Raw genomic sequence first — 12,542 nt, 5'->3', positions numbered from 1 at the left:
CGAAAGCGGCATCCCTTTTTATCATTCAAATGACCATAAATCCGTTGATAAATAACGTTCTCCCGTATCGGCCGTCATACAGATGACGATCTGCTCGGAAGGGAGGCGTTTTGCGGTTTCAATGGCAGCGAAGCAGGCGGCGCCTGAAGACGGTCCGACGAGTATTCCTTCTTCTCTGGCAAGACGCCGGGTTGTCGTATACGCATCTTCATCAGAAATTTTCATGATTTCATCGTAAACGTCCTGATTCAATATGTCTGGAATAAACCCGGGGCTTGTCCCGACAAGCTTATGGGCGCCGGGTTTTCCGCCTGATAATACGGGGGAACCCGCCGGCTCGGCGACATGGACGGTCAAATCCGGGAAAAGCTCTTTCAGCGTTTCTCCGGTTCCGGTAATGGTTCCGCCCGTCCCCGCCGTTGCCACAAAAGCACCGAGCGGTTTGTTGAGCTGCAAAACGGCCTGATAGATTTCAATGGCGGTCGTTTTTCGGTGGGCATCGGGGTTTGCGCTGTTATCGAATTGCATCGGGATAAAACTTCCGGGGATCTGTTCGGCAAGTTCTTTCGCTTTTTTAATGCTGCCGGGCATTCTTTCCGCCCCCGGTGTTAACACAACCTCCGCACCGTACGCTTTCAGCAGGTTGATGCGTTCTTTCGTCATCGTGTCAGGCATGACGAGGATTGCCCTGTAGCCGCGCGCCGCCGCGTTCATCGCCAGGCCGATGCCTGTATTGCCGCTTGTCGGTTCAATGATGACAGAGCCGGGTTTTAGATGTCCGCTTTTTTCCGCTTCAATGATCATATTGTAAGCCGCTCTGTCTTTGACACTGCCGCTTGGGTTAAAAGATTCTAATTTTAAATAGACCTGTGCTGCATTTTCTGGCTGAAGGCGATTGAGTTTTACGATCGGTGTGCTGCCGATCAGTTCCGCCGTGCTGTTTACTATTTTCAAGGCCGGCTCATCCTTTCTGTATAAAACGTTCGGTACATAATATCCTATCATAATAAGCGGACAGGGTTCTCCTCTCCGCTTATCCGTTTTATAATAACACCATAACCAAAGAGGGGGAGATCCTCGCATGAAAGTTTCATTGCCGCATTATTTTATCGGCATTCCGCTTCCGGCTGACATTGCTGAACCGATTTGGGAAGCAGCCAGAAAGGAGCCGGCATTAACATTCAAAAAATGGGTGCATCCGCATGACTATCATATTACACTCATTTTTCTCGGAGCCGCGGATGAAGACCGGCTTGCAAAACTATCGGCTCTGCTCGCAGATGCTGCGTCGGCAGTGCAGCCGTTTACCGTACAGTTTCAGCATCTGGACGTTTTCGGCGACCGCAGACAGCCAAGAGTGCTTCACCTTGAGCCAGAACACAATGAACTGCTCTTTGATTTGCGGGAAAAAACAAAACAGGCTGCTTTGAAAGCCGGTTTTCAAGTGGAAAAACGGCCGTATCATCCTCACATGACGATGGCGCGGAAGTGGGCGGGAGACCGGCCGTTTCCGGAAGATGTGCCGTTTGAAAGCGGCAGGGTGCAAAGTGCCGTCAGCCGGTTTTCCTTGTTTCAGACCCACCTTGACAGATCGCCTAAATACGAAGAAATCGCACAGTTTCAATTGACATAAACAAATATTCGGAGTGGGGAAATCACATGGCACAAATCATCAAAATTCATGACTGCATATCAAGATATGAGCTTGATCCATATCACTATATGAACCAGTATATCCGGCTGAAGAAGGAACGCTGGGAGACCCTTCTTGAAGAGTTTGACCGGAAAAAAGAAGAAAAAGCAACAGAAACGGCTGCCGGCGGTGAAACCGATCAAGCGCCGGCCCGAAAAAAATTTTTCTTAAAAAAGAGAAAAGAAGAAAATCCGGCCGATATAAATGAAAAGAGGCACCAATGGTTTGATGAGCCGGAGGAAGATGAGGCGCTGTTCGGGAATCTTCCGTCTCAAAAGTCTGAGCTCGCATCTTTTTTCAAAGCCCAGCTGTATGACTTTCAATTAAAATGGGCGAGCTCCACGCTTTCTCAAAAGTCTGAGCTTTCGCAGGAAGTCAAGCGGGACGGGATGTTAAGAATGCTGGCTCAAAAGCTGCCCGATTCCTATTTTGTGATGTATCATCCGGTTCTTCAAATTCAGCAGGCGTCCGTCGAATTGAGCATCGTCATCATCTCCCCGCTGGAGATTTTCTGCGCTGCTTTTATGGAAGCTGAAGAAGACAGTGTATATATCGGATCAAAACATCGTTTCTGGGAAGAAAGGGGTTCCGGCAGCACCCGCCAAGTATTAAATCCGTCTCTCAGCCTGAATCGGACGGGTTCGGTCGTTTCGCAAATCATGAAAGAAAAGCAGGCCGACATTCCCGTCAGGAAGCTTTTGTTCAGCAGAACGTCTTATATTGATTATCCGGAGCCGCCGTACGGGCTGGATATAGCTGATAAACGGACTGCCGCAGAGTGGCTGGAAAAGCAGCAGAAAAATACGGCGCCGATCAAGCACCACCAGCTGAGGGCGGCGAAGGCTCTTTTGTCTTACGGCTTGAGTCAATCAAGCAGGAGACAGGAATGGCTTGATTAAAACGGACGTTTGCCAGATGTCTCTTCATCTATGAAGCAGGTGAAAACAAACGATGAGTCAATGGTTTTTTATCATTAATCCGGTCTCAGGAGGCGGGCGGGGCCGGCGTGTCTGGAAATCGGTTCAAAAAGAGCTGACCAGGCGCGGGATTAGCCACCGCTCCTTTTTGACCGGGCATCCAGGACATGCGGAAGTGCTGGCGAGACAGATTTCAACGATGCAGGATCATAAGCTGAAGCGGCTGTTTGTTATCGGCGGGGACGGCACGATGCATGAAGTCATTAACGGGCTGAAAGGAATGGATCAGATTGAGCTGACCTTTGTGCCTGCCGGTTCGTACAATGACTTTTCCAAAGGCCTCGGCATTAAGAAGTCGGCGCTCCTCCATGAAATCAAAGGCCTGCACCGCCCGCTCACACGGAAATTTTTTGCGGGAAACATCAACTTTTTTCATGACAAAGCCCAATCTCTTTATTTTATTAACCATCTGTCTGTCGGCTTCGATGCCTCGGTCTTGAAGACTGCCGCGGAGTTTCCGTTTTCGCGCGTTCTTCGGTTTCTGCGTCTCGGTTTTGTGATTTACCCGCTTGCGCATATACGTACGGCCTCGGGGTTTCAGCCGTTCAGATTTGCTTGCACCGCAGACGGCCAAAAGCATGAATTCCGCAATGTCTGGTTTGTCATTGCGGCTAATCATCCTTATTACGGAGGCGGTATGAAAGCGGCGCCTTCTGCAAATCCCCGCGAAAACCATTTTGATATTGTCATTGCAGAAAACCTGTCCTTTTTTCCGCTGTACCGTTTTCTATGGGCGATGAGCTTTGGCCGGCATACCAAAATGGACGGAGTGACGATTTTAAAGGGGAAGGAATTCATTTTTGAAACGGATGGGAAAATTCCGATTCACGCTGACGGCGAGCTTGTCGGAACGACGCCGTTTCGGCTTATGCCAGGCGGAGCGCCGTTAAAAATAAAAACATAATAAACAAATAAAACCCGTCAAATCTATCTCGGCAAAGAGCGGTTCACGACATAAATCTTCAGAATTCACAGGTGTTCTTGCTAGTTTTGCTTGACGAAGTTTGTGCTGTAGCGCTAAAATTTATAAGACGGCTATTGATTAGCATATGAGACTCTCAATAGCTGTCTTTTTTATTCTCAAGAAATTGTTTATGACAGGCTGCTCCGCCGAAAAGAGAAAGGCTGGAGGCCTATTCTAAAATATTTTAAGAAATGATGGGTTGAACATTGATATGAACTGGTTGGGACAATTACTAGGTAGCGATTGGGAGATCTTCCCCGCCGGAGGAGCTACAGGAGATGCATATTATGCGAAACATAACGGCCAACAGCTTTTTTTAAAACGTAATAGCTCACCCTTTTTAGCCGTGTTATCCGCCGAAGGCATTGTTCCGAAGCTGGTTTGGACGAAACGGATGGAAAACGGAGACGTTATTACGGCTCAGCATTGGATGGCGGGCAGAGAGCTGAAGCCGAAGGATATGAGCGGACGCCCGGTGGCTGAGCTGCTTCGCAAAATCCACACATCCAAAGCCTTGCTCGACATGCTGAAAAGATTGGGAAAAGAACCGCTCGATCCGGGCGCCCTTTTGTCGCAGCTGAAGCAGGCCGTCTTTGCCGTGCGGCAATTTTCGCCTCTTATCCAGGAAGGCCTTGCTTATTTGGAAGCGCATGTGGATCAGGTTCAATTCGGTGAAAAAGTCGTCTGCCATTGTGATGTGAATCATAATAACTGGCTTCTGTCTGAAGACAACCAGCTGTATTTAATAGATTGGGACGGCGCCATGATAGCCGATCCGGCCATGGATCTCGGCCCTTTATTGTATCATTACGTCGAAGAGCCAGCGTGGGACAGCTGGCTTGGAATGTACGGCATGAAGCTCACGGAAGGGCTGCGGCTGCGGATGGCATGGTACATGTTATCAGAGACCCTCACCTTCATTGCCTGGCACAAATCAAAAGGAAACGACAAAGCGTATCATGATGCCATGGAAGAGCTTCATGCCCTGATGAAGCGGATTGTCAAGTAGTCAGGAGTACGAATTCATCTGCTCCACCCATTGGGACAAATGGTTTTGGTGCTCCTGAATATGCGTGTCGATGGAATCGGCCGTGATGCCGGACTGGCTGTAGCGGTATACATCCTCGAGCACGTTTTTTATATTTGAATCAAGCCCGGTGTTGGCCATCAGTGATTTGATGACGCGCTCGAGCTGTTCATATTCGGCAACGGTCCCGCAGCAATCCAATTGATGGTCGGCCAATATGTCCTTTAATAACCGGACCTGATGTTCGTGCGGTTTTATGCATCACATGAGTGTTCCGGACCGGGGAGCCTCTTTTTTTATGCAGCCGGGGTCTTTAAAAGGCGCTTGCGGCTCTTTTTGTTTCATGGTATGTTGTTACTCGAAATTATAGATAGAGGTGTCAATCATATGAGAATGCGCCATAAACCTTGGGCGAATGATTTTCTGGCAGAAAACGCTGACATCGCCATCAGTGATCCGGCTCAGTATAAAGGGCGGTGGAACACGGTCTTTGGCAATGACAACCCGATCCATATTGAAGTCGGTACGGGAAAAGGGCAGTTCATTTCAGGAATGGCCAAGCAGAATCCGGATATCAACTATATCGGTATCGAACTGTTTAAAAGCGTCATCGTCACTGCCGTCCAAAAAGTAAAGGACAGCGGAGCTCACAATGTCCGCTTGTTAAATATAGACGCGGAAACACTGAATGATGTATTTGAACGGGGAGAAATCAAACGCGTATATTTAAACTTTTCTGACCCTTGGCCGAAAAACCGTCATGAAAAACGCCGTTTAACGTTTAAAACGTTCTTGAAAAAATACGAAGAAGTAATGGGCGAAACAGGTGAGATTCATTTCAAAACCGATAACCGCGGTCTATTTGAATACTCCCTGAAGAGCTTTTCCGAATACGGCCTGCTCCTGACGGATGTCAGTCTCGATCTGCACAACAGCGATCCGAAGGGCAATATTATGACAGAATACGAAGAAAAATTCTCCGCGCTCGGCCAGCCGATTTACCGGGCGGAAGCCAAATGGAGAACAAAAGACAGACTCTGATGCGGGAGTCTGTTTTTTTATGCCGCCATTTGCTACCATTACATCAGGAGGGATGAAGATGGAGACATTGAATATTGGGAATATTTCATTAACGTGGCTGGACGGCGGTGTGACGCATATGGACGGGGGAGCGATGTTCGGCGTTGTCCCGAAGCCTTTATGGTCGAGAAAATACCCCGTAAATGACAAGAACCAGATTGAATTAAGAACAGATCCGATTCTCATCAGAAAAAACGGCCTGAATATATTGGTTGACGCGGGTATCGGCAGTGGGAAATTCTCCGATAAGCAGAAAAGAAATTACGGCGTAACACAGGAATCCAATCTGAAAAAATCTCTCAGTGAGCTGGGGCTTTCCTGTGAGGATATTCATATTGCGGCGATGACCCATCTTCATTTTGACCATGCATGCGGTCTGACGGAATACAGCGGAGATGAGCTTGTCTCTGTTTTTCCGAATGCCCGTATTATCACTTCTGCGACAGAGTGGCACGAAATGAGAAACCCTAATATCAGATCGAAAAATACATATTGGAGAGAAAATTGGGAGGCGGTACAAGATCAGGTCGAAACCTTTGATAACGGGTATCAGCTGACAGAAGGCATTACGATGCACCACACCGGCGGCCACAGTAACGGACACAGCGTAATTGTCTTAGAAGACGGAGGGGAAACGGCTGTGCATTTTGCCGACCTGATGCCGACAAACGCTCATAAAAATCCGTTATGGGTGCTGGCGTATGATGATTATCCGATGACCTCGATTCCGCAAAAGCAGAAATGGCAGACGTTCGCAGCGGAGAAAGACGCCTGGCTGATTTTCTATCACGACGCGATTTACAGAGCGGTAAAATGGGGCGAAGACGGTGAAGTGGCTGCGTCTGTCAAGCGGGAGAAAAAATAAGCGGGCCAAATGATTTACCTGTATGAATTTCGGGAATAAAAGCAAACCTAAGACAAATTGCTTTGAAAGGAAGAGACAGGTGAATCAATTTCAAGTGACGAAAGATGGAGAAATCAAAACAACCCTGCGCGGCTTAGAATTGCTTTCTACGCCCTTTTTAAATAAAGGGGTGGCCTTTACACAGGAGGAAAGAAAAGAACTCGGACTCGAGGGATTTCTGCCGCCGAAAATATTGACAATCGAAGAGCAGGCGAGACGGGCTTACGAACAGTTCAGTTCGCAGCCTGATGAGCTGAGCAAAAATGTGTACTTGACCGCTCTCCATGACCGGAATGAAACGTTATTTTACAGGCTGCTAAATGATCATTTAGGCGAAATGCTGCCGATTGTATATACGCCGACCGTCGGCACAGCGATCCAGCGTTACAGCCATGAGTACAGAAAACCCCGCGGTCTGTATTTATCAATAGATGATCCTGAGGGAATGCGCACTGCATTTCAGCAGTTCGGAAAAAATGAAAATATTGATTTAATCGTTGCGACGGATGCCGAGGGCATTTTGGGAATCGGTGACTGGGGTGTCGGCGGCATCGCCATTTCTGTCGGAAAACTCGCTGTGTATACGGCAGCGGCGGGAATTGACCCGTCAAGAGTGCTTGCGGTCGTATTAGATGCCGGGACAAATCAAGAAAGTCTTTTAAATGACCCGCTGTATGTCGGAAACCAGCATTCAAGAGTCCGCGGCGAGAAATATGACCGTTTTATTGATGAATATGTCTCGCTTGCGCGGGAAACGTTCCCGAATGCGCTGCTTCATTGGGAGGATTTCGGTACGGCTAACGCCCGCGGCATATTAAAACGGTATAAAGATAAAGTCTGTACGTTTAACGATGACATTCAAGGAACGGGCGCGGTGTCGCTTGCAGCAGTGTTAGCCTGCGCAAAAGCATCAAAAGTGCCTTTAAAAGAACATAAAGTCGTTGTCTTCGGCGCGGGAACGGCCGGCATCGGAATTGCTGAGCAGCTCCGTGAAGCAATGGTGCATGACGGATTAAGCCAAGAAGAATCATACAGCCATTTTTGGTGTATCGACAGAAACGGACTGTTAACGGATGACATGAAGGATTTGCGTGATTTTCAGGTTCCGTACGCCCGGCCTGCTGATGAAGTGAAAGAGTACAGCCGCAGCGGTGAAGGCGGATCAATTGATCTGGCGGAGACGGTGCGCCAGGCGAAGCCGACGATTCTGATCGGCACGTCCACTGTATCAGGCGCATTTACGGAAGAAATCGTCAAAGAAATGGCCTCTCATGTCAAGCGGCCCGCTATTTTGCCGATGTCAAATCCGACCACTTTATCAGAAGCAAAACCAGAAGATTTAATAAAATGGACAGAAGGCCGTGCGCTTGTCACAACGGGGAGTCCGTTCCCTCCTGTTGCGTATAACGGCGTTACCTACCATATCGGACAGGCGAACAACGCGCTCGTATTCCCGGGACTCGGGCTCGGCACGATTGTGACGAAAGCAAGGCTGATTACGGACAATATGTTCGTTGCCTGCGCGAATGCCATTGCCGGTATGGTCGACGTCGGCAAGCCGGGGGCGCCGATGCTCCCGAAAGTGGAGGATCTCAGGACGGTATCAGCAACAGTAGCGGTAGCCGTAGCGAAAGCGGCCATTCAGGACGGTGTAGCGGAAACGGAACCCGAGGATCTGATCCAAACGGTGCAAGACGCGATGTGGCACCCTGTATACAAACGGATTCGGCCGATGTAACCGAATAAAGCCCAAAACGCTGATGGTTTTGGGCTTTATTTTTTGCTTGTCCGAATTATGAGGCGACAGAATCAATGACATCGACAATCTGGCCTGTTTTTGCATTGACCATAACTTCATATTGCTCCAGCTCGCCAAATGCCGAACGTGTCACGCCAGTTTTGTATACCTGGATGGTTTCTCCGTTTACCTGGTAAGGCTCGGGCTCTGTGTATATCCATGATCCATCTATCGGCCCGCGCTGTTTAAAAGCCGCTTTCACGATGCGCAGCGCTTTTTCTGAAGAGATATAAGGTTTCATTGCATACTTTTTCACTGCGATGGCAGCGCATAATCCGACTCCCGCACCTAAGAGAAAATGACGTAATTTCAATATGAAGCACCTCCAATTATGTCGTAGTTTTTATTATACAGAAGATGCCAGACGGTGTTAAGTAAAGCGGCGGTTTTACAGCCCATTCAATTTGAGAACTTGGAAAACGGTTGTTTTTCTAATAAAATAAAAGCACTACATAGAAATGAGGGGAAAATATGAATGAGGAAACGAAAACGCTTTTCCGGACGCTGACGCAGCTTCCCGGCGCACCGGGAAATGAACACCAGGTCCGCTCCTTTATGAAACGGGAGCTTGCGAAATATGCGGATGACATCGTGCAGGACAGACTCGGAAGTGTTTTCGGCGTAAGGCGGGGCGCTGAAGATGCGCCCACCGTTATGGTAGCCGGCCATATGGATGAAGTCGGATTTATGGTGACGCAGATTACGGATAACGGCATGCTGAGATTTCAGACGCTCGGCGGCTGGTGGAGTCAGGTGCTTCTTGCCCAGCGCGTCGAGGTGCAGACGGATAACGGACCTGTCATCGGCGTCATTTCTAGCATCCCGCCCCACATTTTAACGGATGCCCAGCGCGCCAAGCCGATGGAGATCAAAAATATGATGATTGATATCGGTACCGATGATAAAGAGGACGCGGTCAGAATGGGGATCAGACCGGGTCAGCAGGTCGTGCCGGTATGCCCGTTTACTCCTATGGCCAATGAGAAGAAAATATTGTCCAAAGCGTGGGATAACCGCTACGGCTGCGGATTAAGCATTGAATTATTAAAAGAGCTGCACGGAAAAGAGCTGCCGAACAACCTGTACGCCGGAGCCACCGTTCAGGAGGAAGTCGGCTTGAGAGGGGCGCAGACAGCAGCCAACATGATTCAGCCTGATCTCTTCTTCGCACTTGATGCCAGCCCGGCAAATGATATGAGCGGCGATAAGGAGCTGTTTGGCCGTCTCGGCGAGGGAGTGCTGCTCCGCATTCTCGACAGAACGACGGTCATGCACCGCGGGATGAGAGAGTTCGTCCTTGATATGGCGGAAACGCATAATATCCCTTATCAATACTTCGCTTCAGGCGGGGGAACGGATGCCGGAAGGGTCCACATTTCAAACAGCGGGGTTCCGTCTGCCGTCATCGGCATTTGTTCAAGATACATCCATACAAATGCCGCCATCATCCATGTCGACGATTATGCCGCGGCGAAAGAAATGCTCATTAAGCTGGTCATGGCGAGTGACAAACAGACGGTCGAAACGATCAGAGAAAATGTGTAAAAAAATAAGCAGGCCCTCATAAAGGCGGCCTGCTTATTCTGCTTCAAATAAATAAGAGAGTGCTTTCATCGCTTGATTTACGGTTTCCACCGTTATATTCGCTTTTCCGGAAAGCTCTTTCAGAGGATGATGCAGCTCTTTCGGGCGGATAAGAATGAGCGGCTTTCCTTTTGCGATGGCATAAGAAGCATCCATCGCGGTATTCCACTGTTTATATTTCTCGCCAAACAGGGCGATCACAAAATCGGCTTTTTCCATCAGCACCTCTGTACGGAAATTGTTGATATCAGAAGCTCTGGCGTCTTTTAAAACAGAATCAGGCTGCTCGCCCATAATCTCTTCTCCGATATTGTCTGAGCGCTCGTGGTTTTCCATCGGGCCAACAAATGTAATCGGCAGGTGCAGCGCTTTTGCTTTGTTCTTGATCTCGTCCCGCCAATTGCTGTGGATTTCACCGGCTAAGTACACGACAAACTGCATCTTTTGCTCCTCCTTTTATACATATTCAGATTTTCGTACGGCTATAAACAAAATGGTAAACGAAACTTACTTGATAATGCAAATGAAATATGATAATGATATTGCATATAGTTGGTCTTGCTGTAAGCAGTCTGGTATGATCCAATTGGACTCAGCATACAAAAAACTCAAAATCCAAATGGAGGAATCACAATGAAAAAAATTGAAAGCACGGAAGAATTGCAAAAAGCGGTACAGGACGATTGGGCGGTATTTATGTTTTCAGCGGATTGGTGCCCGGACTGCCGCTTTGTGGAGCCGTTTCTCCCTGAGCTGGAAGCGGACTATCCTGAATTCACGTATTACTACGTAGACCGCGATCAGTTTATTGATACATGCGCGGAATGGGAAATCTACGGCATTCCGAGCTTTGTGGTGTTTAACGGAGGAAAAGAAGTGAACCGCTTCGTCAGCAAAGACCGCAAAACGAAAGAGGAAATTGAGCAATTTTTAACCGATTCCCTCGCTAAAGCGTAAAGGAGGCCACAGGCTTTGAAAATGACGTCAAGGAAGCTGTCGGATCTATTAAAACAGCGCCTGCAGCACGAGAACCGATCCTTCTTTTTTGACAGAGAAAAAGACACCCTCCGTGTTGAGGATCAAACGACTAAAAAAGGCATTACATTGGAGCTCCCGCCGATCATCGCCAAGTGGGAGACAAAAAAAGAAGAAGCGATCGACGAGATCGTCTACTATGTGTCAGAAGCGATGGAGGCGATGGGCGGCAGCGGACAGGAGATGACCGGAAAGGAAGCCGGAATCTATCCGGTGATCCGCTCCACATCATTTCCCGATCAAACGGGCGACGGCATTCCGCTCGTGTATGATGACCATACGGCCGAAACCAGAATCTACTACGCGCTTGACCTCGGCAAAACGTACCGCTTAATTGACAGCCGGATGCTTGAGAAAGAAAACTGGACAAAAGAACGGATCAGGGAGACGGCGTCATTCAATCTCCGCTCTCTCCCTTCCGTCGTCAAAAAGGATACGGTTGCGGGCAATTATTTTTATTTTTTCAGGGCGAATGACGGCTATGACGCCAGCCGGATTCTCAATGATTCGATTCTTCATGAATACAAGCAGGCCGCTGAAGGTGAATTAGCGATTTCTGTCCCGCATCAGGATGTATTAATACTTGCTGACATTCGAAATGAATCGGGTTATGATATTTTAGGGCAAATGTCCATGAGCTTCTTTGCAAGCGGCACGGTGCCGATTACGGCCCTTTCATTTCTGTACAATGAAGGCAGACTGGAACCTGTGTTTATCATGGCGAAAAGCCGGCCGAAAAAGGATTAGAAAGGATTTTTCTTATGAACGCTTTTTACAATAAAGAAGGTGTGGGAGATACGCTTCTGATCTCTCTTAAAGATGCAGCACGCGAAGAAATCAGCTATGAAAGAGAAGGCGATGTCGCAAGAATCTTTAACAAAGAAACAAAAGAAACGACGGGCTTTAACATTTTTAACGTGTCTTCTTATTTACAGATTGAAGACAACGGCCCCGTCGCTTTGTCTGAGACATTCGTTCAGGACGTGAATGAAATACTGAACAGAAACGGCGTTTCAGAAACACTGACGGTTGACCTTTCTCCGAAATTTGTTGTCGGTCACGTAGAATCGAAAGAAAAACATCCGAATGCGGATAAACTGAACATCTGCCAAGTGAATGTGGGAGAAGAAACCCTTCAAATCGTTTGCGGCGCTCCGAACGTGGACAAAGGACAGAAAGTCGTCGTCGCTAAAGTCGGCGCGGTGATGCCGAGCGGGCTTGTGATTAAAGACGCTGAACTAAGAGGCGTTCCGTCAAGCGGCATGATCTGCTCCGCGAAAGAACTCGCTTTGCCGGATGCGCCGCAGGAAAAAGGCATTCTTGTTCTTGAAGACAGCCGCGAGGCCGGCGAAGCATTTCAATTCTAACTCCCATAAATAAGCGCACAGAATCGAATGATGTGAGGGAAAGCCGTTAAGCATGTCTGCTTAACGGCTTTCTTCTGTTGGGAGCTTAATCTTTTCTGAGCCGCCCGGCAATG

Annotated in this window: 15 protein-coding genes; 11 read left to right on the top strand and 4 right to left on the bottom strand. The window is 48.4% G+C overall.

The features are described 5' to 3' along the window. Positions 1-21 precede the first annotated feature (21 nt). Positions 22-1,005: a cysteine synthase A gene (cysK, locus tag ACW5MY_RS13740; protein WP_088613288.1), complete on the bottom strand. Its 984-nt coding sequence runs from the start codon at positions 1,003-1,005 to the stop codon at positions 22-24. Between the two features lie 76 nt (positions 1,006-1,081). Between cysK and thpR the strand changes: the two genes are divergently transcribed. The 4 genes from thpR to ACW5MY_RS13720 all read left to right on the top strand — a co-directional run bounded on the left by thpR (position 1,082) and on the right by ACW5MY_RS13720 (position 4,643). Continuing rightward, positions 1,082-1,633 (top strand): RNA 2',3'-cyclic phosphodiesterase, encoded by a 552-nt coding sequence (thpR, locus tag ACW5MY_RS13735; RefSeq protein ID WP_289393836.1) that lies wholly within the window; start codon positions 1,082-1,084, stop codon positions 1,631-1,633. 26 nt (positions 1,634-1,659) lie between these two features. After that, positions 1,660-2,592, top strand: a complete 933-nt coding sequence (locus ACW5MY_RS13730) for a hypothetical protein (RefSeq protein WP_013353227.1) — start codon at positions 1,660-1,662, stop codon at positions 2,590-2,592. Positions 2,593-2,644: 52 nt separating this feature from the next. After that, the gene (locus ACW5MY_RS13725; protein ID WP_462061618.1) at positions 2,645-3,574 is read left to right on the top strand and encodes a YegS/Rv2252/BmrU family lipid kinase; all 930 of its coding nucleotides are present in this window, start codon (positions 2,645-2,647) and stop codon (positions 3,572-3,574) included. 271 nt (positions 3,575-3,845) lie between these two features. Beyond that, positions 3,846-4,643, top strand: a complete 798-nt coding sequence (locus ACW5MY_RS13720; protein ID WP_013353225.1) for a phosphotransferase family protein — start codon at positions 3,846-3,848, stop codon at positions 4,641-4,643. Here the strand turns inward: ACW5MY_RS13720 and ACW5MY_RS13715 are convergent, their stop codons facing one another. Continuing rightward, positions 4,644-4,919, bottom strand: coding sequence for a YtzH-like family protein (locus ACW5MY_RS13715; RefSeq protein WP_289394466.1), 276 nt, complete (start codon positions 4,917-4,919; stop codon positions 4,644-4,646). It lies immediately after the preceding gene. A 129-nt stretch (positions 4,920-5,048) separates the two neighbouring features. On the opposite strand from ACW5MY_RS13715, the gene trmB reads away from it, so the two are divergent. The 3 genes from trmB to ACW5MY_RS13700 all read left to right on the top strand — a co-directional run bounded on the left by trmB (position 5,049) and on the right by ACW5MY_RS13700 (position 8,383). After that, positions 5,049-5,702 (top strand): tRNA (guanosine(46)-N7)-methyltransferase TrmB, encoded by a 654-nt coding sequence (gene trmB, locus ACW5MY_RS13710; protein WP_013353223.1) that lies wholly within the window; start codon positions 5,049-5,051, stop codon positions 5,700-5,702. Between the two features lie 58 nt (positions 5,703-5,760). After that, a complete protein-coding gene (locus tag ACW5MY_RS13705; protein ID WP_014470833.1) occupies positions 5,761-6,606 on the top strand; it encodes a YtnP family quorum-quenching lactonase in 846 nt (281 codons plus the stop codon). 79 nt (positions 6,607-6,685) lie between these two features. Beyond that, positions 6,686-8,383 (top strand): NAD-dependent malic enzyme, encoded by a 1,698-nt coding sequence (locus ACW5MY_RS13700; protein WP_014470832.1) that lies wholly within the window; start codon positions 6,686-6,688, stop codon positions 8,381-8,383. Between the two features lie 55 nt (positions 8,384-8,438). On the opposite strand, the gene ACW5MY_RS13695 is transcribed toward ACW5MY_RS13700, so the two are convergent. Then, positions 8,439-8,756 carry a PepSY domain-containing protein gene (locus tag ACW5MY_RS13695; RefSeq protein ID WP_003152366.1) on the bottom strand — a complete coding sequence of 106 codons (318 nt, stop codon included), beginning with the start codon at positions 8,754-8,756 and terminating at the stop codon, positions 8,439-8,441. 158 nt (positions 8,757-8,914) lie between these two features. On the opposite strand from ACW5MY_RS13695, the gene ACW5MY_RS13690 reads away from it, so the two are divergent. After that, on the top strand, positions 8,915-9,988 hold the full coding sequence (locus ACW5MY_RS13690) for a M42 family metallopeptidase (protein ID WP_013353221.1): 1,074 nt from the start codon (positions 8,915-8,917) through the stop codon (positions 9,986-9,988). 33 nt (positions 9,989-10,021) lie between these two features. On the opposite strand, the gene ACW5MY_RS13685 is transcribed toward ACW5MY_RS13690, so the two are convergent. Continuing rightward, positions 10,022-10,468: a YtoQ family protein gene (locus ACW5MY_RS13685; RefSeq protein WP_013353220.1), complete on the bottom strand. Its 447-nt coding sequence runs from the start codon at positions 10,466-10,468 to the stop codon at positions 10,022-10,024. A 192-nt stretch (positions 10,469-10,660) separates the two neighbouring features. Between ACW5MY_RS13685 and ACW5MY_RS13680 the strand changes: the two genes are divergently transcribed. Genes ACW5MY_RS13680 through ytpR form a run of 3 tightly spaced genes read left to right on the top strand, consistent with a single transcriptional unit; the run spans position 10,661 to position 12,429 of the window. After that, positions 10,661-10,984 (top strand): thioredoxin family protein, encoded by a 324-nt coding sequence (locus tag ACW5MY_RS13680; RefSeq protein WP_013353219.1) that lies wholly within the window; start codon positions 10,661-10,663, stop codon positions 10,982-10,984. Between the two features lie 15 nt (positions 10,985-10,999). Then, on the top strand, positions 11,000-11,809 hold the full coding sequence (locus ACW5MY_RS13675; protein ID WP_013353218.1) for a DUF1444 domain-containing protein: 810 nt from the start codon (positions 11,000-11,002) through the stop codon (positions 11,807-11,809). A gap of 14 nt (positions 11,810-11,823) precedes the next feature. Continuing rightward, on the top strand, positions 11,824-12,429 hold the full coding sequence (ytpR, locus tag ACW5MY_RS13670) for a YtpR family tRNA-binding protein (protein ID WP_013353217.1): 606 nt from the start codon (positions 11,824-11,826) through the stop codon (positions 12,427-12,429). Positions 12,430-12,542 lie beyond the last annotated feature (113 nt).

This window comes from Bacillus sp. Bwzl_19 (assembly GCF_054900515.1).
The sequence above is the reverse complement of the archived record's forward strand: the minus strand, read 5'-3'. Positions and strand labels throughout refer to the sequence as shown.

Coding starts and splice junctions, on each gene's coding strand:
- cysK (WP_088613288.1), bottom strand. CDS start 1,005: ATGATAGGATATTATGTACCGAACGTTTTATACAGAAAGGATGAGCCG.
- thpR (WP_289393836.1), top strand. CDS start 1,082: ATGAAAGTTTCATTGCCGCATTATTTTATCGGCATTCCGCTTCCGGCT.
- ACW5MY_RS13730 (WP_013353227.1), top strand. CDS start 1,660: ATGGCACAAATCATCAAAATTCATGACTGCATATCAAGATATGAGCTT.
- ACW5MY_RS13725 (WP_462061618.1), top strand. CDS start 2,645: ATGAGTCAATGGTTTTTTATCATTAATCCGGTCTCAGGAGGCGGGCGG.
- ACW5MY_RS13720 (WP_013353225.1), top strand. CDS start 3,846: ATGAACTGGTTGGGACAATTACTAGGTAGCGATTGGGAGATCTTCCCC.
- trmB (WP_013353223.1), top strand. CDS start 5,049: ATGAGAATGCGCCATAAACCTTGGGCGAATGATTTTCTGGCAGAAAAC.
- ACW5MY_RS13705 (WP_014470833.1), top strand. CDS start 5,761: ATGGAGACATTGAATATTGGGAATATTTCATTAACGTGGCTGGACGGC.
- ACW5MY_RS13690 (WP_013353221.1), top strand. CDS start 8,915: ATGAATGAGGAAACGAAAACGCTTTTCCGGACGCTGACGCAGCTTCCC.
- ACW5MY_RS13685 (WP_013353220.1), bottom strand. CDS start 10,468: ATGCAGTTTGTCGTGTACTTAGCCGGTGAAATCCACAGCAATTGGCGG.
- ACW5MY_RS13680 (WP_013353219.1), top strand. CDS start 10,661: ATGAAAAAAATTGAAAGCACGGAAGAATTGCAAAAAGCGGTACAGGAC.
- ytpR (WP_013353217.1), top strand. CDS start 11,824: ATGAACGCTTTTTACAATAAAGAAGGTGTGGGAGATACGCTTCTGATC.